This window comes from Pseudodesulfovibrio profundus (genome assembly GCF_900217235.1).
GTDB lineage: Bacteria > Desulfobacterota > Desulfovibrionia > Desulfovibrionales > Desulfovibrionaceae > Pseudodesulfovibrio > Pseudodesulfovibrio profundus.
On record NZ_LT907975.1, the window covers coordinates 3,731,071 to 3,752,927 of the forward strand.

Below are 21,857 nucleotides of genomic sequence, written 5' to 3' on the forward strand. Positions count from 1 at the left end.
TGTTTGATCCTATGTTGAAGAGGAGGGCTCTTCCTCTGGAGTGACTTTCTCAGTGGATAGTTCAAGAAATGTATCGGAGTAGCACTCAACTAATGATTTTAGGATTTGGAATTCGTGAGAATCCAGAATGTCCACATCAGTGCCAACATCAGCTTTAATGACAGATTGAGCACTTCTTAATCGACCCAGCATAGGCTCTATAATGCTGCGATTGTGTTCAAGGTAAGCGTGTATGTCCTGCTCGGAAGAAGCCAGCCTATAACCTTTACTTTTCCCTGATAAGACTATTCCAGCATCACGGATTTTGCCGATAATTTTAGAGCGAAATGTGGGCTCTTTAGGTTTGTCAAAACCCAGGTTCTCCAGATGACTCCTTAACTGTGACGCGGACAAAGAGTCTTTACTGTCACAGTCGAAAAACTGATGAAAAAGTAGCTTCTGCACAACTGCACTTTGCATCCTGCAAAACTCGTCTCCAGCGGTTTTGTTGTCTTCGACAAAATCAATGGCGCGATTTCTCACCGAGTCCAGTAGCGCATCGTCCTGTCCACAGATGCCAGACTCACCCCTTTCCCTGCGTCTTATAGGCCAAGCCTCAATGTGCAATTCCTTGGGCCGAAGAATCTTTCTGAATTGTTCCGAATGTGATCCTTTCTTGGTGTCGATGAAGCAATATCCCAGTGTTCCTGTGATGAGGTCTGCGAGCTGAAGCAGTGGCGTTTCCGCACTATCCCCAAAGTCATGGGTGAAGCTCGACATCAGGTTTAGCATTTTGCCTTTCAGATACCCCTCGTAGCTTGCCATATAGTCTTGTCCGCCAATGGTGTCAGCGATGACATGGAGGCTACTAAATTCGCTAGATACTCGTTCGTAGAGCATCCTGTTGATGTACTTATAGTAGCTCTTCTTGTGTTGCAGTCCTGATTCGCGGAAGATGAGGTCCTTGTTGATGATAAGAGCATAGTAGCTGAAATCCAGGTCTTTTACTTCCTGGAGAAACCTTAAGCGTCTATCGTGGTTTTTGCCGATCCTACTACTTTTGATCTCCGCACCACCACAAAGCCTTTTGGACATGTCTAGCAGCACGTTGGAAAGCTTCTCGTTGTCACTTTCTTTGACCAGAACGGCAGTGCAGATAAACAGATTCGACTCCCCGTTCGTGGAGGTGTCGAGGACGTTGGTACCTGTTTCGTCAACATAGGCGATATACTTGGTGGGAGTGCTCATGGGGTGTACTAGACCTCCACTCGCCGTTTGCCGGTGAGGAGTTGCTGCATCAGAGCTTGCTTTTCATGGGTAGCAAAGGCTTTTTGATCATGTAGTGCTTGGAGCATAGAGGTGTTAGCGTCGAGCACGGTACAAATTGCTTTTTGTTCTTCAAGTGGTGGCAAATCTATCTGATATGCTTTGATAAAGTCTGTAGGAACTCGGCGTTGTCCTGCGGACCCTTGCATGTTTGCTTCACCACGAAATCTGAACTCGTAACTTTTTGTGATGTAATAGATAAATCGTGGATGAAGTGCTTGCTTGCCCCGGATGACGTGAAATTCCGTCGTACCAAACCCAACACCGTTAACGAGTCCCGTAGCCTGAGCACCTTTGCCGTTCTCAAAGCAAGGTGTAATTTTAGCTACTAAGACATCATCCTCGGCGAATGCAGAGAACCCCTTAGAAACATCATCATAATTTCGGGTGGCAAGGGAGATTATTTGCGCACTCTCTGATACTGCGTCCATTGGGATGAAGGAAACAAGTCCGTCTGATGGCTTTGCAGATTTCTTCGGGTTAATCTGTGCAACTTTGCCCAGCCGCACCTCCTTCCACTCCCCACTGAACCCCGGCAGACGCTTCTTGCCCGTCAGCAGTTGCTGCATGAGCGCCTTTTTCTGCTGCTGGCTGTTCTCGATCAGCTTGTCCACCGTCTCAATCGCCTTGTCCCAGGTGGACAGGATGCGGGCGATCTTCTTTTGCTCAGAGAGGGGGGGAGTTGGAATAACAACACGTCCAAACTCTTTTTGTCCTAGCGTTTTGTTTCTCCCGGCTCCTCCAGGAGAGGCAATGCCTAGCAAATACTTTCCCTTAGGTGAGAGAAAATAGCGATGCAGATAATCCACACAAGCGACATCTTCCTTTGCTTGATATTGTGGGAATCTGTGCGAAGCTATGAACCCCTCTTCAGCATTAGATGTCTTAGCTACAGCCTGCTCCCAAGCAAATACAATATTTAAGGTGAAACATCCTGGGATTACTTCGAATACTCTTTTGTTGCCTAAGGTTTTACCTCTGACAGGTTCTTTGTGAAATATTCCTTTTCCATGGGAGCGGATGCCAATTTCTCTATAGAGCTGATCCGACTCTACCTGAACTGGAGTTCGCACTTGTTCCAGCAAATCCTCAACTTTTAGGAGAGCCCACCCATTAGGCGTCATAGCCAAGCTCCTTGAGGTGGCCCGCCATCTGAGCTTCCAGCTTCTCCAAATCGGCTTTCAGCACATTCCGTTCCGCAAGCACTGCGTTAAGATCAATCTCCTCTTCCTCCTCGAAAGTATCCACGTAGCGAGGAAGATTAAGGTTGAAATCATTCTCCACAATTTCATCATAACTCGCCAAATAAGAGTACTTATCTAGGCTCTCACGTGTCTTTCCTGTTGCCAGTATTTTTTCAATGTCTTCGGAGCGTAAAATATTCTGGTTGGTTCCTTCTTGATATTCTTGGGACGCATCAATAAACAATATATTTGTGTCCTTTTTATCCTTGCGGAATACGAGGATTGCGGCAGGAATACCTGTCCCATAAAAAAGCTTTGCTGGCAGCCCGATCACCATATCCAGGAGGTTCTCTTCGATCAGTTGTTTGCGGATTTTTCCCTCAGCAGCAGCGCGGAAGAGTACGCCGTGAGGAACAACCACACCCATGCGCCCACTGCCCGGTTTCAACGTCTCAATCATGTGGAGGATGAACGCATAATCGCCCTTGGTCTTGGGCGGTATGCCACGCCGGAATCGACCGAATCGATCACTGTCAGCAGACTCATGACCCCACTTCGCCAGCGAGAAAGGCGGGTTCGCCACAACGATGTCGAAATGCTTGAGCTGATCGTCCCCATCCAGCAGAAGCGGATTGCGGAGGGTGTCACCCCATTCGATCTTGTGGTTGTCCTCGCCGTGCAGGAACATATTCATCTTTGCCAACGCCCAAGTAGAACCGATGGCTTCCTGCCCGAACAGCGCGTACTTCTTGGAGTCGAAATGCTCTTTGACTTGCCGTCCGCATTTCATGAGCAAAGACCCGGAACCACAAGCCGGATCGCATATTTCATCACCCTCCTGGGGCGTGACCAACTGAGCGATAAGCTGCGACACTTCCGGCGGCGTATAGAACTCGCCAGCCTTTTTCCCAGACGTTGCAGCAAAATGCTTAATAAGGAATTCGTATGCGTTGCCGATGATGTCCAGATTGCCGATGCGTGAGGGGCGGAGGTTCAGTTCAGGCTTGTTGAAGTCCTCCAGCATGTGCCGCAGGATGTCGTTCTTCTGCTTGTCGTCGCCGAGCTTGGTGGAGTTAAAGCTGATGTCCTGGAACACATCGTTTAGCTTGCCCATATTCGCTTCTTCAATCCCATGCAGAGCCTTATCGATACGCTCGCCATTGCCCGGCTCGAAACGCCTATCAAAGAGGTAGTAGAAGCTGGATTCCTTGGGCAGCAGGAACCGCTCGTTCTTCATCATTTCCTCGATGAGTTCTGGGCTGTCGCCGAAATCCGCTTTGTATTTGTCATAATGATCCCGCCAGACATCACTGATGTACTTGAGGAACAGCATGGTCAGGACGTAATCCTTGTACGCGCTTGCATCGACCACACCTCGGAAGGTGTCACAAGCATCCCATACAGCGTCATTGACTTCTTTTTGGCTGACTTTGTTTGTCATTATTTTTCTCCAGAAAATATGTTGTTAGATACAGCTGTCATCATTTGGGTTCGATTGGATATGAGCTTGTTGTAGGTTTCAAGCTCTTTTTCATAGCACTCTACAAGGCGAACGACCTGGGCCTGCTTTTCCATTGAAGGTATGGTGATTACTAGCCCTTCCAAGGCTTTTTTGGTGACGTTGCGCTGGACTGTACCACCACAATGCTCAGCGATATATCGCTTTGTTTGTTCCTGATTTAGTTGCCACATTAAGAATTTGGGGATGAGCTTGGTCTTGTCTCGTATCTTAAGCTGGAAAAAAACTGGTGAGCACACAACATCCTCAGCGATTCCTTCCATGGATATGGCAACGTTTTTATTGCCACGTGCTAAAAAAAGGATGTCATCACTCTCAATAAGGTTTGGTGCTTTTTTCCCCGTCAACATTGACCGGCTAATGTCCGTCCAATTGACCTGGTTGCGCTCGTTGATGTCCTTTATCTGCACCACCTGAACTTCGCCGTCAGGCTGCTCCTTGATCTTCCCACGATATGGGTAGCCAGGATTGATTTGGACACAATCAATTAAAGTCTTTTCCATCATTATCCTCATTCAAAGAAGGGGGAGAGAACCTCCCCCATTTCTACTATGTGACTACTGTTAGCCCCAGACACTAGCTGAACTGGAACTGTAGTAATGAACCTTCAGGGAACCATAGGCCCGGTTGCTTGAAAGCCGATTTGCCCGAGCGATGATTCTTTGGTTGTGGTCCGCGTTGGGATCACCATGGATGCCGACGAAAACCTGCTGCACCTTGCCTCGCTCAATGCGTTGCAAGATATGCTCGTCATTAGGAGCCAGCGACAAGCCGTGGATAAACAAAGAACCGCCGATAGACGAAAAGCTCCGCAGGGCTTTATGCAAATAACCGCTATGAGAAATTTTGGTCATTTTCTTTTCGGTTGAGCCTTCAGAGACGAACAGCGGGAATGCACCATCGCTGATAGCTTTTCGGGATTGCTCCACAAGGGGGATGTCGGTCCTGTTCCAAGTGTACTTACGCAGCTGGTGTCCGGCATCAAAGAGGTGGAGTGCGCCGTGCAAGTAATGAACGTTTTGCCCGTGGGCATTACCGTTATCCCATACAACGTATTCAGCGTCTTCGTCTGCCGGGTCGCTTCTGAATCCATCATCGAAGTTGATCAGATTTTGATCCTTGGCATTCATCAAGGTCCAATACAACAGAATGTCATAGTTGAGAGTGTAAATACTCCCACTGTCCAGGAAGGGCTTCAGAAATCGCGTGCATGAAGCGTACTGATCTTCAGTGATGGAATAAGGTCGAGGCGGGTGGTTGCCCGCAATTGTCTCAACAAGAATTTCCTTCAAACGAAGGGCGTCCGCCTTCATTTGCTCTTTGGTTTGCTCCTGGCTCGGGAGATAGCACGTAAGAATCTGGGCAGCCTGTTCCAGCGTATATACGACTTGCTCAAAGTCCGTGGTGTCCAGCCGCTCAAAAACCTTTTGCACTTCAGGGTGTGCCGAGAAGTTTGCTTTAGAAAAAAGCGAGTTATACGTGAAAATGTCAGGCTTCAGAGCGATACTAAAACCGTTACCCAACAAGAGGTGGGTTTTGCCCTTAGTTCCTTTTGCGATAGCAAGTGCTGCTTCAAAATCAATCAAATCCATAAATTCTCCTAAAAATAAGTACCTATGGACCATCTTGAACAATGTGGACTTTTTAGGTAAAGATTACCTCAGAGATCAAGACCACTATGAGCTTGCGATGGACCATGTTCTGGCAAGCTGGTCTATGAAGGGCTGAATGTTGGCGCACTCGGCCTTTTTTTGCGACCTTCAACTGTCATCGTTCTACCCCTAGCCCTTAGGCGGGTAAGGGTCGTTTCCATGGCTGTCAGACTGCCTGATTCGACCGTTTTTCCCGTGAATCTGGAATTCGGTTCCCTGGTTTCGGCTGATTTCGCGTCCGACAGAAATCGCTTCAGCCTGGGTTTCAGTTCGACGAGATGCCTTACTGTCGCCGTCCCTCTTCACCTGCCATCCCCCGTCGGGGTGCCGCATTGCGCGGTGTGTGTCTCGGGTCATAAAGACCTTCCTCTGCTTCGCTGTTTTTTGGTATTGTTGACTAGCGCGCGAAGCCTTTGCGCTGTCAATAGAAATGAGTAATAATGCATTATGCATCTTGGGTCAAGATGCGTAATGGCAAATTGTGCAAAAAAATGATTGCAAGCTTCGCGACATGTCTTAATGCCGTTGCTGAATGGGGCGGACCAATATTGCGACGGGTATTAAGTGGGGTGGGCGGATTGGCGTTCGTGTCATGGGCTATTTGCCCACAGGCATGGCGGTGTGCTTATGGCTCCACTGAGGGTGAAGCCAGAAGAAGGCTGGTAACTATCCGAATATAGTGCGCTACGCGTAGGTTGACAAAAGTCGCTCCAGGACTTCTGCCTGGATACCTGTTTCGACGTTGCCAGCGTAGCTGCTTGCGCCAGCATACGCCATCTGCTCCAAGCTAAGCTTCTTCCTGGCATCTAGGGCGACGTCCTTGGCTATCTTGTCTGCTTTACCGTTGATCGGGTGAAACTTGTAAAAGCTCCCCTCGTGGAGGTAGTGCAGAGCGTGGCAAATGGCGAACGCTTCGTGGTCCTCGAAGTCGTGACAGGCTGCTGCGATTGCCGTCCTGCCGATCGCCAGTTGCTCGTACATGTCGGGATCGGAGCAGGCGTCCCTGAACACTCCCAGAGCGGCGTCTCGCGCTAAATCTCTCGCTTCTTCGAACGATCCGGCAGGCATGACCGCGTCGATCACGAGCCGTGCGCCCTTGTGCAGCACTTCATGCGCTATCTCATCGCTCGCTGAAGCCAGGGCTTCCAGGAGGAAGCTCCTCATCTCCTTTTCCGTGATCTCGACGTTCTCGTACCCGACGAACCCAAGCAATTCGTCAGCGATGGTGTGGGCGACGTGCCAGACTTCGGCCTCGACTGCTGCCAGGACGTGCTTTGACGTGACGGCGAACGTTGCGCCGAACGATATCGGGCCTCCGTGCTTCCAGGCGTAGCGCAGGGCGTGTTCCTGGTCGGTTTTGTAGCTGTACGCGCAGCCCCTTGCGATGTCTCCGTGGTGGCTCTGCACGGCCTCTATGGCTCTGTTCAGGGCCGGGATGAGGCTGTGTGATGCGGAGAGCAGGGCGCAGTCCCGTGCGTCCTGAGCAGCGGTTAAGCTGGAATGAGATTTGTCCTCGCGCATGATCGGCTGGGCGACCTCCCACATGCGTTCCTGGTACTCCTCGTGCTCAACTTCACCGTGCGCGTAAAGGTGTGCCAGTCGCAGGAGGTCCTTGAGGCCGTCCTGGCTGACTTCAGCGTTCTCCCAGAGGGGCATGACGCGGTATGCGGCGTCTATGGCGAGCAGACGGAGTGTCTTCTCTATGAAACCTTCGTGCTGGTAAGGCACAGCGTCCATTGCATCCAGGCAGGCGTGAAGGCCGAGGCTTTCGAGTATGAACGGGAACGTGGGCAGGGCGTCCTCGGAGTCCGTCAGAAGGTCGAGCTTGGCCTTGGCGGTCGGCTGCATTCCGTCGTTGACGAGCTTGCCTTCCGCGATGGAAAGAAATTTTTTCATGGTCATGTCCTGGATTGGAAGGATGGAGCTTGGGGCAACAAAACAGCACCCAAGCTGTTGGTTGGCTTAAATGTCAGACAGCTTTTCGATGGCTTCTTTCTCGCCGTCGCCGATCAGGTGGTAGTACACCTTGAACAGCATCGCCGGGCCGGAGTGGCCCATGAGGGAGGCGACAGCCTTGATGTCGGCCTTGTTGGCGATAAGGCTGGAGGCGAAGAAGTGACGGAGCTGGTAAGGGACAACCTTCTTGCCGATGCCGGAGTTCTTCACGGCGGTCCTGAACGCCTTGATGTAGCTCTGGACGGGCTTGCCCTTGTACTCGACGATGTGGTCGCACTCTGCCGTGGCCTGCCAGCCCTTGATCTCCTCAAGGAACTCGTCGCGCAGGGGGACGTATCTGTCGCTCCTGGCCGTCTTGGAGCCGCGAATCCTGACGCGCTTGTTGTGGAAGTCCACGTCGCTGTACTTGATCTTGAGCAGTTCTGTCTTGCCGGGACGGCAGCCAGTGTTCAGGATCAGCTTGATCGCTTTGTAGACATGCAGCGGCGAGTGGTCGAGGATGGCCTTGATGTCTTCCGCGTCGACGTTCAGCTCTCGGTGATTCTCGCGCTTCAGCACGCGCTTTCGCCATGCAGCCATCGGATTTTTCTCGATGTACTCGAACTCGACGCCGAAGTTGAATATGACGTTGAGGTAGGTGATGTAGCGGTTGAACGAGTTGGGCGAAAGATCCGCGTACTCAAGTGCCAGCACGTTGAAGTCATCGGCCTTGAGCTTGTGGATCGGCGCGTGGTTCAGGGCAGGCAGATATGAGCTGTTCAGCCTGTTCGCCACTTCCTTGAGGAACTTCCGTTCGCGGCCACGGGCCTTCTCGTGGTCGAGATAGACCTGGCCGAGCTCGTCCAGATAGATGTGGTCCGCTCTGATTTCCTCGCCGCGTTTCTTCATCAGGTTGACTTCGGCGTTACGTTCGTGGGCAGCCTTCTTGGCCTCGGTCCCTTTGCCGAAGTACTCTTTCTTTGGGCTCTTGCGGTGGGCGACACGGTACTGAGCGTACCAGCGTCCGTCTTTGGTGACTCCGACTGACATGCTACACCTCCACTGGGACGAACCCAGACTTGCGAACGCGCAGGGGGTTGTAGAAGTCGCAGGGACAGGCCATGAAGCTGTCCAGGTCCACTTTGCGGTACCGATCCTGGTTGGGGCCGCACTTCGGGATGTCGTAATCCTTTGCGAACTGCCTGAACTTGGAGGTGCTGTAGCCGCAGTACTCGGCTGCCTCGCGTTGGTTGAAGAAGTGCCTTTCGACGGTGATGGGCCTGCTCATTGCTGGTATCCTCCTATTGGAAGTAGTTGATTCGTATGAGGGAACAACTCTTTCAAGTTCAAAATTTTTAAAATTTCCGGGACTGACCCCCTCGACTTCATTAATTTCTCAAACTCCAGGGGCCGAAGTAAACTCGACGAATCAAATCAAATGGAATTTTTCAGGATGCTAACTACTTCCGTGTCGCTGATTCCGAGATAACGCATGGTGACGGCTGGCGAGGCGTGATTGAAGCGCTTGCACAGCACCTCGAATCCGACACCAAAGTGGACGCGCTGCACGTAGCCGAACGTCTTGCGCAGGGTGTGGGCTCCGTAGTTGCCGTCGAGGTCAGCTTCACGACACCAAGTCTTCACCATGCGGTTGACGGACTGGATCGTGAGCGGCTTGTTGTCTCCTTTCTGGGATCGGAACAAGTATGCGTCGTCGCAGAACGAGCCTGACGCGAGGAACCGCGTCAGTGCAGAGTAGACTGAATCGTTGACGGCGAGCACGTTGGTCTTGCCCGTCTTGGACTCCTTTACGGCGATGGTGTCGTCGACGTTCTTGCCGCGCAGGTCGCCAACCTTGAGCCGCAGAAGGTCTCCGCATCGGATGCCGTTGTTGGTCGCGATCACGAAGAGCAACAGGTCACGCGGCTTGCCGTGGAGCATGTCCTTGATGGCAGAGATCGCTTCCAGGGAGCGGATGGGCTCGACGGTGATGGAACTTCCCTTGGGGGGATGATTGTCGTTTCTAGGGCTCATTTCGTAATGTTAAGTATGTGCTTGAATTTTAGTGCATTTTTAACATTCTCATGATGGGCGATTTTGAGGAGTCGATAAGTCTTCAAAATCACAGTCGCTTTTCGGAGAATGTTAACTTTTGCCAAAAACTTAACATTGTCGAGCTGTTATCGTGAACGTGAGATCGAGAAGAAAGATGCGGAAATTCGAAACTTTTTTGGGGAAAAGTGCGGAAAAGCACCCCTGCGGACACAGTGTTCCGATAAATAGTAGCAAGCAGAAGGTGAAGCGGCGGGAGCGATTCAGCCTGGGTGAATTTTTTTCAAGAAATGCAGCAATGAGCATCGCTCATCGGTTGGGTGGGCGTTGCCCACCTCTTCCGGTGAGTGTGGTCATGCGCGTAGCGCACAATGCTTCGTTCAATGAATTCCAATTTGTAATTTGTTAAGTTTGCTGAACGGAAATTCGATCAAGCAAGCCCATGCTCATCAAGTGTGACCCAAGCTGTGTTCCACTCATGGATTTTGCCGTCCATAACGCAAGAAGGGCGTTCGCAGGTCATGCCCACAAACGCCCTTTCTCGATTGTTGTTATCAGAAGCTGGCTACCTGAATTTGTCCACGCTTTCCCTCAGCAATGCTTCGTCTTTGATGCACTCCCTCCAATACTGCGAGCCCATCATCATGTCCTTTCTGAGCTGGCCGACGTTGATCGTTCTCCTTAAGAACGCCACGATCTCTTTCCACGATTTCGCTGAAACCTTGTCGGGCTGTCCGTTGAGAACCTTCGTGAAGTGGGATCGGCTGTAGCCAGACTGCTGCTGGTAGTATGGTGCGCCCATTCGGGCCGACTTGTAGAAGGCGAAGTATGCTCGGGCCTGGGCAAGAAAATCCAGGTCGTCTGCAAGTCTGCGAGTAGCTTTGTACAAGGAATGTCGTTCGTTGTCCTCAATGTGGATGAGGTTGGCGTATGCTTCGGCGGCCTTAACGCTATCTACGCCTTCGACTTCTTTAACGAGGTTGATGGCGTTGCCTGCCCACTCGCAGGCGTGGCACCGTGCTACGCCGTTGTCGTGGTACTCCCTGAACGCGTGCTTGCCGCAGAACGGGCAGACGAGGTTGCCGCCCTTGATGGTCGATTCGAGGCCGAGATCGGCAAAGAGTTCCTGAAAATTGATGCTTTCTAACATAGCATCCTCCTGTATTACATATAGTTATAGAGCCAGAGCTGGGCTTGCGGGCTGTCCGCAAATCTCTCTAGTTCTATTTATGTGGACAGAAAGGATGTTCAGTTCACTGTGTCAGAAGCAAAGCCGTAGATGGCGCAGAGGTCCTTATCAGACGCTGATTCGATGATTTTGTGGAGCTTCTGGACGAGCTCTTTGCGTTCAATTTCGTATTCGTGGGCGCCGCCGAGCAACTCGAAGGTCTCGACCTGCAAAGCTGCCGCAATCTGGCCCAGGTTCTTGATCGAGATGTTGTTGGAGCCCCTTTCGACTTCGCCTAGGTACTTGTCGTTAAGGCCAGCCATTTCTGCGAGCTGGCTCTGCGACAGGCCGTTTTCTTTTCGAAACTCTCGAATGCGTTTTCCGAGCTTGAGAAGGATGTCATTCATAGTTTGCCTCCAAACTATGGATATATCCGGCTTACTTGAATGTGGACCTGATATATATTTACTTTTCTAGATAGGGTGGATATATCGGTGTTTGAGCTTGATAGTTGCAACTTTCGAACAGAAGACAAGGAGAACTCGACATGACGCAAGACACTACGGAGCAAGCAGCAGGGCAGGGACAGCAGAACATCAACGTTAATGTGAGCGCAGGCGGCAGTCGATACATGACTGTGGCCTCCGAGAAGAGTCGGAAGACAGCTCTTGTTCTGTGCGCGGTTGGTGGCATGTTCGGCGTCCATCACTTTTATGTGGGCAGGATAGGCATGGGCATCGCCTACGCGCTGACCTGTGGCCTCTTCGGTATCGGCTGGTTCCTGGACTCCATCAAAATATGGACGGGAAGCTTCAAGGACAACGCAGGCGCGCCGCTTCGTGAGTGGTAGCTTTTGATGTGATGGCTGATGACGTTAGGCCGAGGGTGTTGCCCTCGGCCTTTCCCATGCGACAAAGGCGGGCGCACGGCGCCGGTCTATACCATAGGAGGCATAAACCAATGTGGAAATTAGTGATGGCGTTGGTAATGGTAGTAATAGTGAGCGGAGTCGCTGCTGCGGAGACGTTCACAGGCCTGATCTCTTCTGAGTTCAAGGGCGGCGACAACTTTCAACAGATCGAGATCGACGGGAAGTGGCACATCGTTGGGTGTGGGCCTGACTCTGTCCTGGGCGACGGGCTTAGAGCGTACCTTGACGACCACTGGGATAAGACGGGTAGCGTCAAGGGTGACGCTGTAGATCATCCTCACTGGGGTTTCTGCATCGACAACGTTGCTCTGGCCGAGGTCGAGCCGGAGGCTGCGCAGCCTCCAACATCGTCAAAGCTTGCCGAGTATGACTGGCTTAAGCTGCCGGAGGGACTTGCAGACGATGAGACGAAGATCGTTGAGACGGTTTTCACCGATAACTATTGGGATCCAGCCCTTCGGGCACCGATTCGCTCGTTCCTGGGCTTCTGCAAGTATTTCCACGAGCGCGGCTTCTCCATCAAGGTCGAGTACGATCGTGTAAAAGAGAAGACTCCGACAAAGGTCGGCGACATGCATTACGTCACCGTCAAGATGGTGAATGTCGCTGAAGATATGGCGCTGGAGGTGCCTCTCATGGCGGTCAGTAGCCAGTACATGATCAATGAGATGCGAAAGCAAAACGGGGAATCTGCCGTGAGGGCCAGGGCGATAGTGATGTTCAAATACGTGCTTATTGCCAAAAGCTATAAAGATGACCGTTGGCTGCACATGGATGGGGTCGGTTGGCTCAATATCATAAGATCTGTCATCAATGAAGGGTACGTGCAAGAAGGCTAGTTGATGGTTGGCGAAAAGAGAAAAGGCGTCCAGGTAGTGACCTGGACGCCTTTTCTGTTGTTAGTCGTCGGCTTGCGCTGCTGCGATCTCGTCCTGGAAGAATGAGTCGTTGCTGTTGATGCTGAAGTGTTGGTTCTTCTCTGGGCTTAACTCGTCCTCGAAGAAGGCGGGGATTTCTTCGACAGGAGCAGGTCGCCTTTCTTCCTCGAAGAAAGGGTCGTGGCTTTCGTCAGGAGCGGGCCGCATCTCTTCTTCGAAGAAGGGATCGTCAAAGCTGATGTAGCATTTCTCCCCGCTGGATTTTTCTCGCTTAAATCTGGCTATGTTACTGGCCAGTATTTCTTTCAGGTTCTTGTGCTTACTCCCTTCAGGGAAGACGTCGTCAGCAACAACTTCACTGCCTCTAAGGTGACCTGCATGTTCAATATCCTCGTCATTGTCTGAAATAGGTTGGAAGTCGTCCCAGGGCACCTCGCATCTTTCGACATGAGATTCGAATATCTCCCGAGCCCATTCAAGACTGGCTATAAAGTAACAGCGTTGCCTTTTGTGAGTCGTGTAGTGAGATTCTCCGAAGAAGGACTTCAGGAACTGGGTCATCTTCTTTACGCTCGTGATGCCGTTGAAACCCGTATATCCTCTCATCCTTTCTCGTTCAGCTTTGTATTTTTCGAAGTCTTGGTAGAACAAGCGCGTTGGGACGTGACCCCCTCTCCACAAAAACTCCCGCTCTGGATCGTCAATTTCTTCTGCGCTGGTGTTGAGGCCGTCGTAAAGCCATTTCTCGACCAGGGGCAGTCCTTCATATATGTCATCCCACAGAGCCGGGGCACGGGGAGGCAGCCGTATGGCATCCTTGTCCACGGGGAGGTTCATCAGGTGGTGCATGAAGGCTTCACGGCCACCGTGGTCGAACTCGTGGCGAAGCTCCTTGAAGTAGCTGATGTCGCACTGCTTCGTGCTGGTCACCTTGAGTGCGAAGTACCTGCGCTCCCCAAGGGAAGCTGGCACGGCTCGCTTCTCGTTGCTGATGAACACCAGGCGCATGTACGACTGCTCTTCGAAGGAGTCTACGCCCTTGGGCTCATACCTGGCTCGCGGGCCGGTGATCATGTTTTTGACCCGACCTTCGTCGCTCTTGGAGCCAGCCCAGATGGCCTCTTCCAGAACCAGCAAGAGCTTGCCACGTAGATGGTGGTTGAACTTGCCCGTGGCTTGCTCGCCGAGGTCGACTGTCGCATATGCTCTGCCCAGGATGTGTTCGAATATGCCTTCCAGGATAGTGCTCTTGCCTGTTCCTTTGTCTCCTTTTATGACGAGGGCTACTCCGGGTTTCTCCGTGGGGTATTGCAGGAGGTGAGCGAACCACATAAGCAGGTAGTTGTAATGCTCTTCGTTGCCGTTGCACCACACATGCTTGAGGTGATACTCGGTCTTCGAGAAGTCGCCCTCACGCGGCTCTACCTCGAACCCTCGCCAGAGGTTGTAGAGCTTTCTATGATGATTCTCGGGAAGCTCATCGGGGTAGAAAACCACCGATTCGTATGACCTCCTTCCTTCCCAGTATAACCAGTATTTGCCGAGGCTTGTGGATTTGAGCTCCCCTTTAGAGTTGAGGTAAGCGATTTTTTCGTTGTCATAAAGTGTCCTGAAGTGTTGTGCGGCATGCGGGACGAGTTCACAATTGCCATGCAGGTCAGTGATTTCTTCTATGATATAGGTCTTGCCGTTATACGGCGCGACGAAGAACGTTTCGTTCATTTCGTGAAGCCTTGTCTGCCCGCGCATGATCGCATTCTCTTTGTCCTCAGATCGCTGACTGTTGCGTGTCTGCTCGTGCTCCTTGATGAACTTGCACCACTTTTCGGAAAGCTCTCGGCCCGCCAGCTTAGAGAACTCCCTGCTATTATTAACCCACAGGCTCTTCCCGTCCTTGTCCCGAGCCCCCTTGCGTTTGTGGAAGAGCTGGAACGAGTTGCCGCTTGCCCCGCAGGTGAGGCACTCCCAGTGGCGATCATCCTTGCAGATGACGTCCTTGCCGTCGATGCTGTCGTGGCCGAGAAGGCATTTGAAGCGTTCGGTCTCCGAGGGGTATATGTGTTCATTGTAGGTCGAGTAGACCTCAGAGACCGGGACGGCTTCGACGACCTTCTTCCACAGGGGAGTCTCCCACGGAGCCTCCTCTCCCGATGCCGATTCCTCGTTCTCGATGTTTTCCTTGAAGGCCGGGGAGATATCCTTGGCCGTTTCCACGATGGATTTGCGCTGTTCTTCTTCGGTCGTGCCGACGCCTTCCAGCTTGCGAGTCAATTCGCTGAGCGGGATGGATGCCACAGGCACATCCCTGAGAACCGGCCTGGACGCGCCAGCGCGAGGGCGGCCATCGGCATGCATTTTAGCGACCCCTTTAGGCAGGAGCTTTAGGATCGGAGGAAGCGATAGGCTGTTGAGCACGGAAGTGCCGTGACTAAGCACGCCGTGTGCCCATTCGGTGCGCTCGGCTTCTGTGAGGGGCTTCTTCCAGGTCTTCTTGGTAGGATTGTCCGTGTCGGATATCATGAAGTACGTGATCGGGAGGTTGGTGCCGGTCGCGTATTCGGCGTAGCTGCTAGGCAAGCTGTTCACGGCCTCAAGTCCCTCGACGTCCTCGCACACGAGGACGACGAGGGCTTCATCTTTTGTGTAGGGAGCGTTGGTGTGCATGGTATATTCTCCTGGATGGCTGCGGTGATTCAAGAACACATGTAACTGGTGGATTTTAGCCTTGGTCTTGAGAAGACCAAGGCGTCAGGGGGCGTGTTTGGAACAATTTGAATATTATAAGTGTTACATGTGTTAGAAGTGTTTATCCTATTGTTTTTTTTATTTTTTATAGTCTTTTGATGTGCTCTTGTCGCGTTGTTGTCTGTGTCGGATGGCTTGATGGTGTGGATGACGTATTGCCCATGTTTGTGGTTGGGGGGGCGTTTGCGTTGTGCGGGCCCCGAAGAGGCTCTGCTTCCTCTTCGGGGCGGCGCTGTATACAAGAGGGGACACGGTTGTGCGCCTCTCAGTGGGACCGAGATAGCGGAGGTGCCTGCTCGGGGGCTTATTGGTTAGGCGGCTCTGCCGAACAGATTGCCTTCCGAGTCCATGCGTTCAAAAGCATCGATAGCTCCATCCCAGGCAATGAAAGCCGTGAACTCTCGCGTAGGGAAGGGTATAGCTTTTTCCTGGACCATGGTAACTATGTCAGAAACGAAATCGTCGCGAACGATGCTGCTTTCAAAGTATGTCTCATCGAAGAATGACAAGAGGATTCTCACTCCGGCTCTCCACTTTGTGGAGATGTGATCTGCGTTTTTAAGAACGCTGAGAGCGTTATCCAAAGCGAGCTGTTCGTAGTAGCCTCTGTTACGGGCAGCCTGAGTTTGCACCCTATCGAGTATGTACTGGGTGGTGATGTTGAGAATTCCATTAAAAGAATCTTCTTCTGTGCCGATCCAAGCCTGCATGGCGGCTCTGGCTCCCCTGATCAAAATGTCACTCACAATCTGGTCTGTGGTGGGTTTGAGCATCTCGGCGATAAATGCATAGAGTTCTTCTTCAGAACCTTTCCAGTGCCTGTCTGTGGCTGTAAGCCCAATCAGGTGCGCAATCGGCTCGGTTACATAGCGGATCGCTTCTTTTGTGTACGTGAGCAAGTCAGGGCTATTGGCAGCAACGGTGGCCGCCAGTGCGATGACGTCCCCTTTTTCCCATGCTTTCTGATACGCTCTCAACTCGTCATGGGGGATGAGATCGGCTGCCTCTGCTGCAGCCAGAGCGAAAGGCGTCTGCGCTAATCCCTCTCTGTTGATCCTGTCAAGCTCTATGTAGAATCGACCAGAGTCGTTCAGTTCTCGTTCTATGTCAGTCAAAAGGGCTGCGGACTGCTGCTGTCGGCGCAATGCCTGCTCAATGTCGCTTTTCCTCTGGGCGTCACGTTTCTTGTTACGGGCAAGATTTTTGGCTGCGGTTCGTTTTGCAGAAGTGGCCTCGGAAAACTGGACCACTCGATAAGGTGGACATAAACTGCCCGAAGGAGGCAATTCATGTCCAAGACGAGAAAACGTTTCAGCGCGGAATTCAAAGCCCGAGTCGCCCTGGATGCCCTGTCCGGGGAACACACCCTGTCGGAACTCGCCAGCAAGTACGGCGTACACCCCAATCAGGTTTCCCAGTGGAAGAAGCAGGCCAAGGAAGGGATCGTGGCGTCCTTTTCAGGCAAGGCCGTCGGCCGTCAGGATAACGGGGCCCAGATCAAGGAGCTTCACGCCAAGATTGGCCAGCTCACGGTGGAGAAGGATTTTTTGCAACAAGCCTTCGCCAAAATTTGAGCTGTGAGCGAAGGCGAGAGGTGGTCGACAAGACTCACCCCGAGCTCAGTATCCGGCGGCAATGCCGAATTCTCAAGCTGTACCGATCGACGTACTACTACGAACCGATCGGCGAATCTCCGGCCAACCTGGCCCTTATGCGCCGAATCGATGAGTTGTTTATGGAGCTGCCGTTTTTCGGTTCCAGACAGATGCGTAATACCCTACGAGACGAAGGGCAAAGGGTCGGTCGTGAACGGGTACGACGTCTGATGCGTAAAATGGGCCTGATGGCGATTTACCAAAAGCCAAAGACAAGCCATCCGCATCCGCAACATAAGACGTATCCGTATTTGCTGCGGCACAAGGCGATTACGAAGCCCAATCAGGTTTGGTGTGCCGACATCACGTATATCCCCATGACACGCGGCTTCTTATACCTTGTGGCGGTCATGGACTGGCACAGTCGGGCCGTCCTGTCGTGGAGGCTCTCAAACACGATGGATGCTGATTTCTGCGTGTCTGCCTTGGAAGAAGCCCTGAATCGTTATGGGGTGCCGGAAATCTTCAACACCGACCAGGGATCACAGTTCACCAGCTACGAGTTCACACGGACGCTCAGAGAGGCTGGAATTCGTATCTCCATGGACGGTCGAGGCCGATGGATGGATAATGTGATGATCGAGCGTCTGTGGCGTTCGTTGAAATATGAATGTGCTTACCTGCGTGAGATGGGAACCGGAAGCGAACTGCGGCAAGCCTTGGCTTGGTGGTTCGATTTCTACAACAATCGACGTCCGCATTTTGCTTTTGACGGCAAGAAGCCGATGGAGATATATCAGAACCGTTCCAGGCCAGAGGGGGTACCCCCTCTGGCCTGGAACGAAAGAGCGGCGTAGCTCGTAAACGTGTCCACCTTAAAATCGTCGCTCAGTGGTCCGAAGAACCGAGGCCACTTCTTGCTTTGGCTTTCAAGCGCTTGGAGTTTTTCTTGGATTTCTTGGTCATTGTGTATTCCTTATTCCGCTGTAATCGCGGCTTAATTCTGTTAGGGGGCTTGTATTCACAATCACTTGTTTCTGCTGTATAGAGTAATCTGCGTACATCATGTTGTAGTTTCATTTGCCAGGGGGCAGGTACCAGCTGTCCCCTGGCTTCGATATGATCCCTCCGTGTTAGCGTTTACGCAGCCAGACCATCAGGGGTTTCGTCATCAGCGATCTCCTGGTGGTCTTCTGCTTCGACGTCGTTGATGTCGATATCGAAGAAATCTACGATCCGATCGCCATACTCGGTGTAGAGGTAAATGGCAGACAGCCATGCAACGGTGATGGCTATGTTGCGCGGATCAGCATCGTCCAATATGTCCGTCACCAGCTCTTCAGTCATCAGTTCGTTTTCATCCGTCAGGTGCACCTCAGACTCGAAGTCGATGCTGAAGAGGGCTTCAATCGCTTTTTCCTTCCACCCATCGGCAAACGTCTCACCAGCTTCAATGATGTTGATGGCCTCTCTCCTCATCATGATCATGTTCACGACATAGTTATTGTCGAATTTGGAGCATGCCACTTCATCTATGTGTTTCAAGGCGAACTTGACAGCCTCCAGCGAAATCACCTCGAAGTTCTCAAGGGCGTTGACCATGGAGCAAAGAGCTGCATCAACGAAAAGCGATGTGCAAAAGCTCCGCCCCGGAACAAAGGCAATCGTCTCGATGGCCTCCCGGTAAGAGGCATCACCCTCCCAGAGGTCAGCTAACTCCTCCGTGTCGAGTGCGCTGATGGTTCGAGCAGTGATTTCGCGCATCAGAGCGTAAACTTTGTCGTGGAATTTCTTGCGGAGGGTCAGGCTTGCTGCAAACTGAGAGAGGGTTGGACATGTCTCCTCAATGGATTCAAAGCCACCGTCGGAGAGAGCATCAACGGCACCTCCTGCTTTTCGGCCAAAGAACATGAGGTCCATCACAGGGCTGGGGATGTCCAACTTCCTGTAGATGTCTCTGGATGCGATTTCATAAGATTCGTTGTCAGAAGTAAGCATTTCAATCGTCCACAGCATTTCGTTTTCAAATTCGGACATTTTGGTTCCTCCTTGGAACTCGCTTGCGCTTTCGCGCTGTTTAAAAGAAATCGTCTTTCCCGGTGAGAGACGCCCCTAAATTGTATCAATTACGCTCCTGCTCTGATCTGCACTTGAGAAAAAAAAATGAGTTTTTTTGTATATAATTCAGAAAAAAGATTAATAACAGCAGGTTGGCCTGTTGTAATGAGTGTTGACGGTTCATATATAAGGAAGGGGCAAGAATGATTGGTGAGGGTCGTGTGTACCGAATCTGCCATTTGTTTTTCTATATCAGATGTCAAAGTGAAGTGTCTTGGACATGAATAAAGAAGAGTTTCAGCTAGGGATTAGGCTCTGTCATCTCAGTTATTTGATCTATTCTGTCAGTAATTCAAGGTGAGTAGATGCGGTGGCGACTGGTGGCTCGAAGACGCTTATGGCAGCTGTGGCAGATAGCTATATCAAATGGGTGACAGTACCTGGCGATGAGTTGACAGATCGTAAGGGCTAATTCCAAGGAATAGAGGTGGGACTGCTTATGGTAGGCTTGTAGACCGCGTGCTTACTTCTTGTCGAAACGAATTTTTCGAAGCATGCGTTTTTCGCACAAGAACGAAATTGAGACAGCTATTTCACACGCTAGTTCCCCGGGTGGAATCAGGTCTATCCACCTGGCAATCCTTCTCCGGGTGTTTGCTCTCTCGTTTGGGGTGAGGCAATGAAAGTTTTTTTTGCCGAGATCACAGGTCTTACTTAGCTCGACAAACTTTTGTTCTGAAAAAGGAAGTTGTGTCGAGCGTAAGACTTCAAGGATATGTTTGTGAGTATAACTCAGGTAGTGAGGACTGATGTCGGTCCTGAGCTTAGAAACCTTGTTAGTGAAGGCCTGCTTTGCATGCTCGTATGTTCGTGTCTTAGCCATTTGAGCCGCTGCCAATTTCGCGTTGTGGGAATATATGTCGTTAACGAGCTTTTTTTTAGCTTTTTGTTCAAAGATTTTTATAGCTTCTTTCTGCTGATTTTCGGCCAAATCAACTATTTGCTTGGCTGCGGCTTGGTCAATCAAAAAGGCGCATAGCTCAATGGTTTCGACAATACTTGTGACAGCGCACCTTTTGATGCGTTTGTTGAAGGGGGCAAGGGTTGCAGCTAATGCGATAGAGCTTCCTTTTTCCCATGCCTGCCTTAGAGCAATATCGCCTTGTTGGAGATATCGTTCAGCGCGAGATTTCGCGATTAGGGCTCGCCTTGCTGCTATTTTGGGGCGAGTCCTTTCGTCAAATTGTTCGTCTTTTCTTCCCTCATAGACGTAATTCCATTCGGCGAGTGTGATTTTGGGGATTCTTGGCATGCTGTGTTCAAAAGGCTAATGCATTCTATTTAAAACTGTTGGTATCATCATCCGTTGTCGATTCGCAATAAGGCTTCGGTGGTTAAATCAATTGATCTTCCTTCTAAATGAGGGTTTTGCGGTCACAAAGTGATTTGTTTCGGGGTGTACGAAACCTAAAAGGGGAGATAATGACGTCTCCTTGAATCTCAAGCTAAAATAAGGAGATGAGTATGAGTCACATGGAGAACGCTCTCAAGATCGTGGAGGCGCAGGCCGGGGTCAGGCCGATGACTGCCGACGAGGCCTGCGAGATGGTCAAGAGCCTAAGCGACAGGCTTCAGAAGATCGCCCAAGGTGATATTGAGCCGCCCAGGCAGGAGCCGCCTTGTGACCCCAAGCGGGCGATCAGGAACAAGTCGATCGTGTGCCTGGAGTGCGGTCGGACCTTCAAGACCCTTTCGAAGAAGCACCTTGAGTCGCACGGGCTGACGCCGGACGAGTACCGCTCCAAGTGGGGATACAAGAAACGGGCTCCGCTCTCGTGCCGGGAGACGGCCAAGGCGCGGTCCGAGCGCATGAAGGAGATGAAGCTCTGGACGCGGACGGGAAAGAAGCCCGAGGACAAGGAGAAGCCAGCCAAGGGGAAAGCCAAGGATGCTTCCAAAGATGCCTAAGCAGGAAGGCCCGACGCGATCGCGTCGGGCCTTTTCGTTTCCTAAGGGCCGAGCAGGGGCGCGTTTGCTCCTTGCTCGGCATGATCCAACAACTTGCGAAGCAGCCGCGCCCTGGCGGCGCGGAAGGAGCACTACATGACGAGCAAGAGCAAAGGCTTGGTGCCGAGGATGCCCAGGCTGTACGAGACCGAGGACACGCCAGCCGACGAGAAGCTGATCTGGGCGCACTTTTTTCTCGGTGACTCCCACTGGTACGCCGCCGAGTTTGACGGCAAGGACACGTTCTTCGGCTACGCGGTCTTGAACGGCGACATGATGAACTCGGAGTGGGGATACTTCTCGCTGGCGGAGCTGACCGAGCTCAGGGTGGGGCCGTTCGTGGTCAGCGTCGAGGACGGGTGGCGGGTGCGCGAGTTTGGAGAGATCATGCGGGAGCGGCACGGGGAGGCGCAGCATGGCTGAGGGATGGAAAAAGCACGAGTCTGAGATGCCCAGGCTATGCGTGACAGAGGGCGTCCCGTTCGAGGACAAGGAGATATGGCTGCACTTCTTCGTCCTTGGGACTGACTCGCACTGGATGGCGGCAGAGACAGACGGAAAGGGGCTGTACTTCGGCTACGCCGTTCTAGGTGGCGACTATCAGAACGCAGAGTGGGGATACTTCCGCCTCTCCTAGCTGATGGCCGTGCCTGGGATGATGGTCCTGTGCCGGAGCAAGGTCAGGCGGTTTGTGGATGTACTCAGGGAGATGCGAAGCGTATAAGTATATTGCCGAACTAGCTCTATTCGTGTGTTGATGATTGGGGACGATCTTTTCCTTGTTTGGGCCAATACAGGCCAATGCTCTGAATAATTCTAAATATTGAG

At 51.8% G+C, this 21,857-nt stretch carries 22 protein-coding genes; 6 read left to right on the forward strand and 16 right to left on the reverse strand.

The window, feature by feature from the left end; genetic code table 11:
* Nucleotides 1-9: 9 nt before the first annotated feature.
* The 12 genes from DPRO_RS17370 to DPRO_RS17425 form a co-directional block, all read right to left on the reverse strand.
* Nucleotides 10-1,227, reverse strand: coding sequence for a DUF3800 domain-containing protein (locus DPRO_RS17370; RefSeq protein ID WP_097013207.1), 1,218 nt, complete (start codon nucleotides 1,225-1,227; stop codon nucleotides 10-12).
* Nucleotides 1,228-1,235: 8 nt separating this feature from the next.
* Nucleotides 1,236-2,429, reverse strand: a complete 1,194-nt coding sequence (locus tag DPRO_RS20420) for a restriction endonuclease subunit S (RefSeq protein WP_097013208.1) — start codon at nucleotides 2,427-2,429, stop codon at nucleotides 1,236-1,238.
* Nucleotides 2,419-3,930 (reverse strand): type I restriction-modification system subunit M, encoded by a 1,512-nt coding sequence (locus tag DPRO_RS17380; protein WP_097013209.1) that lies wholly within the window; start codon nucleotides 3,928-3,930, stop codon nucleotides 2,419-2,421. The genes DPRO_RS20420 and DPRO_RS17380 overlap by 11 nt, the downstream gene beginning before the upstream one ends.
* The gene (locus DPRO_RS17385) at nucleotides 3,930-4,514 is read right to left on the reverse strand and encodes a restriction endonuclease subunit S (RefSeq protein WP_162291193.1); all 585 of its coding nucleotides are present in this window, start codon (nucleotides 4,512-4,514) and stop codon (nucleotides 3,930-3,932) included. The genes DPRO_RS17380 and DPRO_RS17385 overlap by 1 nt, the downstream gene beginning before the upstream one ends.
* 57 nt (nucleotides 4,515-4,571) lie before the next feature.
* Complete coding sequence (locus tag DPRO_RS17390) at nucleotides 4,572-5,600, reverse strand: DUF4917 family protein (protein ID WP_097013211.1); 1,029 nt, start codon at nucleotides 5,598-5,600, stop codon at nucleotides 4,572-4,574.
* A gap of 189 nt (nucleotides 5,601-5,789) precedes the next feature.
* Nucleotides 5,790-6,017 (reverse strand): DUF2188 domain-containing protein, encoded by a 228-nt coding sequence (locus DPRO_RS17395; RefSeq protein WP_097013212.1) that lies wholly within the window; start codon nucleotides 6,015-6,017, stop codon nucleotides 5,790-5,792.
* 327 nt (nucleotides 6,018-6,344) lie between these two features.
* Nucleotides 6,345-7,556 (reverse strand): hypothetical protein, encoded by a 1,212-nt coding sequence (locus tag DPRO_RS17400; protein WP_097013213.1) that lies wholly within the window; start codon nucleotides 7,554-7,556, stop codon nucleotides 6,345-6,347.
* A gap of 66 nt (nucleotides 7,557-7,622) precedes the next feature.
* The gene (locus DPRO_RS17405; RefSeq protein ID WP_097013214.1) at nucleotides 7,623-8,645 is read right to left on the reverse strand and encodes a tyrosine-type recombinase/integrase; all 1,023 of its coding nucleotides are present in this window, start codon (nucleotides 8,643-8,645) and stop codon (nucleotides 7,623-7,625) included.
* A gap of 1 nt (nucleotide 8,646) precedes the next feature.
* A complete protein-coding gene (locus tag DPRO_RS17410) occupies nucleotides 8,647-8,883 on the reverse strand; it encodes a MerR family transcriptional regulator (RefSeq protein ID WP_097013215.1) in 237 nt (78 codons plus the stop codon).
* Nucleotides 8,884-9,029: 146 nt separating this feature from the next.
* Nucleotides 9,030-9,629, reverse strand: a complete 600-nt coding sequence (locus DPRO_RS17415; protein WP_097013216.1) for a tyrosine-type recombinase/integrase — start codon at nucleotides 9,627-9,629, stop codon at nucleotides 9,030-9,032.
* A 583-nt stretch (nucleotides 9,630-10,212) separates the two neighbouring features.
* Nucleotides 10,213-10,797, reverse strand: a complete 585-nt coding sequence (locus DPRO_RS17420) for a hypothetical protein (RefSeq protein ID WP_097013217.1) — start codon at nucleotides 10,795-10,797, stop codon at nucleotides 10,213-10,215.
* Between the two features lie 98 nt (nucleotides 10,798-10,895).
* On the reverse strand, nucleotides 10,896-11,222 hold the full coding sequence (locus DPRO_RS17425; RefSeq protein ID WP_097013218.1) for a helix-turn-helix domain-containing protein: 327 nt from the start codon (nucleotides 11,220-11,222) through the stop codon (nucleotides 10,896-10,898).
* 140 nt (nucleotides 11,223-11,362) lie between these two features.
* Here DPRO_RS17425 and DPRO_RS17430 point away from each other — a divergent pair, with 140 nt between their 5' ends.
* The gene (locus tag DPRO_RS17430; RefSeq protein WP_097013219.1) at nucleotides 11,363-11,665 is read left to right on the forward strand and encodes a TM2 domain-containing protein; all 303 of its coding nucleotides are present in this window, start codon (nucleotides 11,363-11,365) and stop codon (nucleotides 11,663-11,665) included.
* A 110-nt stretch (nucleotides 11,666-11,775) separates the two neighbouring features.
* Entirely contained in the window at nucleotides 11,776-12,585 is an 810-nt protein-coding gene (locus tag DPRO_RS17435; protein WP_097013220.1) for a hypothetical protein, read from the forward strand.
* Nucleotides 12,586-12,645: 60 nt separating this feature from the next.
* On the opposite strand, the gene DPRO_RS17440 is transcribed toward DPRO_RS17435, so the two are convergent.
* Both DPRO_RS17440 and DPRO_RS17445 read right to left on the reverse strand, forming a co-directional pair.
* Nucleotides 12,646-15,288: a primase-helicase family protein gene (locus DPRO_RS17440; RefSeq protein ID WP_097013221.1), complete on the reverse strand. Its 2,643-nt coding sequence runs from the start codon at nucleotides 15,286-15,288 to the stop codon at nucleotides 12,646-12,648.
* A 392-nt stretch (nucleotides 15,289-15,680) separates the two neighbouring features.
* Entirely contained in the window at nucleotides 15,681-16,619 is a 939-nt protein-coding gene (locus DPRO_RS17445) for a hypothetical protein (RefSeq protein ID WP_097013222.1), read from the reverse strand.
* A 39-nt stretch (nucleotides 16,620-16,658) separates the two neighbouring features.
* Here DPRO_RS17445 and DPRO_RS17450 point away from each other — a divergent pair.
* A protein-coding gene (locus tag DPRO_RS17450; protein ID WP_097010279.1) for an IS3 family transposase occupies nucleotides 16,659-17,821 on the forward strand; the annotation gives its coding sequence in 2 pieces (ribosomal slippage) (nucleotides 16,659-16,931 and nucleotides 16,934-17,821; 1,161 coding nt in all).
* Between the two features lie 283 nt (nucleotides 17,822-18,104).
* On the opposite strand, the gene DPRO_RS17455 is transcribed toward DPRO_RS17450, so the two are convergent.
* Together DPRO_RS17455 and DPRO_RS17460 are read right to left on the reverse strand one after the other, a co-directional pair.
* Nucleotides 18,105-19,001, reverse strand: a complete 897-nt coding sequence (locus DPRO_RS17455; protein WP_097013223.1) for a hypothetical protein — start codon at nucleotides 18,999-19,001, stop codon at nucleotides 18,105-18,107.
* A gap of 544 nt (nucleotides 19,002-19,545) precedes the next feature.
* Nucleotides 19,546-20,334, reverse strand: a complete 789-nt coding sequence (locus tag DPRO_RS17460) for a hypothetical protein (protein WP_097013224.1) — start codon at nucleotides 20,332-20,334, stop codon at nucleotides 19,546-19,548.
* A 212-nt stretch (nucleotides 20,335-20,546) separates the two neighbouring features.
* On the opposite strand from DPRO_RS17460, the gene DPRO_RS17465 reads away from it, so the two are divergent.
* From DPRO_RS17465 to DPRO_RS20555, 3 genes are all read left to right on the forward strand, one after another.
* Complete coding sequence (locus DPRO_RS17465) at nucleotides 20,547-20,990, forward strand: MucR family transcriptional regulator (RefSeq protein WP_097013225.1); 444 nt, start codon at nucleotides 20,547-20,549, stop codon at nucleotides 20,988-20,990.
* A gap of 135 nt (nucleotides 20,991-21,125) precedes the next feature.
* Entirely contained in the window at nucleotides 21,126-21,452 is a 327-nt protein-coding gene (locus DPRO_RS17470; protein WP_097013226.1) for a DUF2958 domain-containing protein, read from the forward strand.
* Between the two features lie 25 nt (nucleotides 21,453-21,477).
* Nucleotides 21,478-21,666: a hypothetical protein gene (locus DPRO_RS20555; protein ID WP_232005640.1), complete on the forward strand. Its 189-nt coding sequence runs from the start codon at nucleotides 21,478-21,480 to the stop codon at nucleotides 21,664-21,666.
* Nucleotides 21,667-21,857 lie beyond the last annotated feature (191 nt).

Excerpts from the sequence above, each read along its gene's own strand:
- DPRO_RS17370 (WP_097013207.1), bottom strand. The coding sequence starts at position 1,227 with ATGAGCACTCCCACCAAGTATATCGCCTATGTTGACGAAACAGGTACC.
- DPRO_RS20420 (WP_097013208.1), bottom strand. The coding sequence starts at position 2,429 with ATGACGCCTAATGGGTGGGCTCTCCTAAAAGTTGAGGATTTGCTGGAA.
- DPRO_RS17380 (WP_097013209.1), bottom strand. The coding sequence starts at position 3,930 with ATGACAAACAAAGTCAGCCAAAAAGAAGTCAATGACGCTGTATGGGAT.
- DPRO_RS17385 (WP_162291193.1), bottom strand. The coding sequence starts at position 4,514 with ATGATGGAAAAGACTTTAATTGATTGTGTCCAAATCAATCCTGGCTAC.
- DPRO_RS17390 (WP_097013211.1), bottom strand. The coding sequence starts at position 5,600 with ATGGATTTGATTGATTTTGAAGCAGCACTTGCTATCGCAAAAGGAACT.
- DPRO_RS17395 (WP_097013212.1), bottom strand. The coding sequence starts at position 6,017 with ATGACCCGAGACACACACCGCGCAATGCGGCACCCCGACGGGGGATGG.
- DPRO_RS17400 (WP_097013213.1), bottom strand. The coding sequence starts at position 7,556 with ATGAAAAAATTTCTTTCCATCGCGGAAGGCAAGCTCGTCAACGACGGA.
- DPRO_RS17405 (WP_097013214.1), bottom strand. The coding sequence starts at position 8,645 with ATGTCAGTCGGAGTCACCAAAGACGGACGCTGGTACGCTCAGTACCGT.
- DPRO_RS17410 (WP_097013215.1), bottom strand. The coding sequence starts at position 8,883 with ATGAGCAGGCCCATCACCGTCGAAAGGCACTTCTTCAACCAACGCGAG.
- DPRO_RS17415 (WP_097013216.1), bottom strand. The coding sequence starts at position 9,629 with ATGAGCCCTAGAAACGACAATCATCCCCCCAAGGGAAGTTCCATCACC.
- DPRO_RS17420 (WP_097013217.1), bottom strand. The coding sequence starts at position 10,797 with ATGTTAGAAAGCATCAATTTTCAGGAACTCTTTGCCGATCTCGGCCTC.
- DPRO_RS17425 (WP_097013218.1), bottom strand. The coding sequence starts at position 11,222 with ATGAATGACATCCTTCTCAAGCTCGGAAAACGCATTCGAGAGTTTCGA.
- DPRO_RS17430 (WP_097013219.1), top strand. The coding sequence starts at position 11,363 with ATGACGCAAGACACTACGGAGCAAGCAGCAGGGCAGGGACAGCAGAAC.
- DPRO_RS17435 (WP_097013220.1), top strand. The coding sequence starts at position 11,776 with ATGTGGAAATTAGTGATGGCGTTGGTAATGGTAGTAATAGTGAGCGGA.
- DPRO_RS17440 (WP_097013221.1), bottom strand. The coding sequence starts at position 15,288 with ATGCACACCAACGCTCCCTACACAAAAGATGAAGCCCTCGTCGTCCTC.
- DPRO_RS17455 (WP_097013223.1), bottom strand. The coding sequence starts at position 19,001 with ATGTCCGAATTTGAAAACGAAATGCTGTGGACGATTGAAATGCTTACT.
- DPRO_RS17460 (WP_097013224.1), bottom strand. The coding sequence starts at position 20,334 with ATGCCAAGAATCCCCAAAATCACACTCGCCGAATGGAATTACGTCTAT.
- DPRO_RS17465 (WP_097013225.1), top strand. The coding sequence starts at position 20,547 with ATGAGTCACATGGAGAACGCTCTCAAGATCGTGGAGGCGCAGGCCGGG.
- DPRO_RS17470 (WP_097013226.1), top strand. The coding sequence starts at position 21,126 with ATGACGAGCAAGAGCAAAGGCTTGGTGCCGAGGATGCCCAGGCTGTAC.
- DPRO_RS20555 (WP_232005640.1), top strand. The coding sequence starts at position 21,478 with ATGCCCAGGCTATGCGTGACAGAGGGCGTCCCGTTCGAGGACAAGGAG.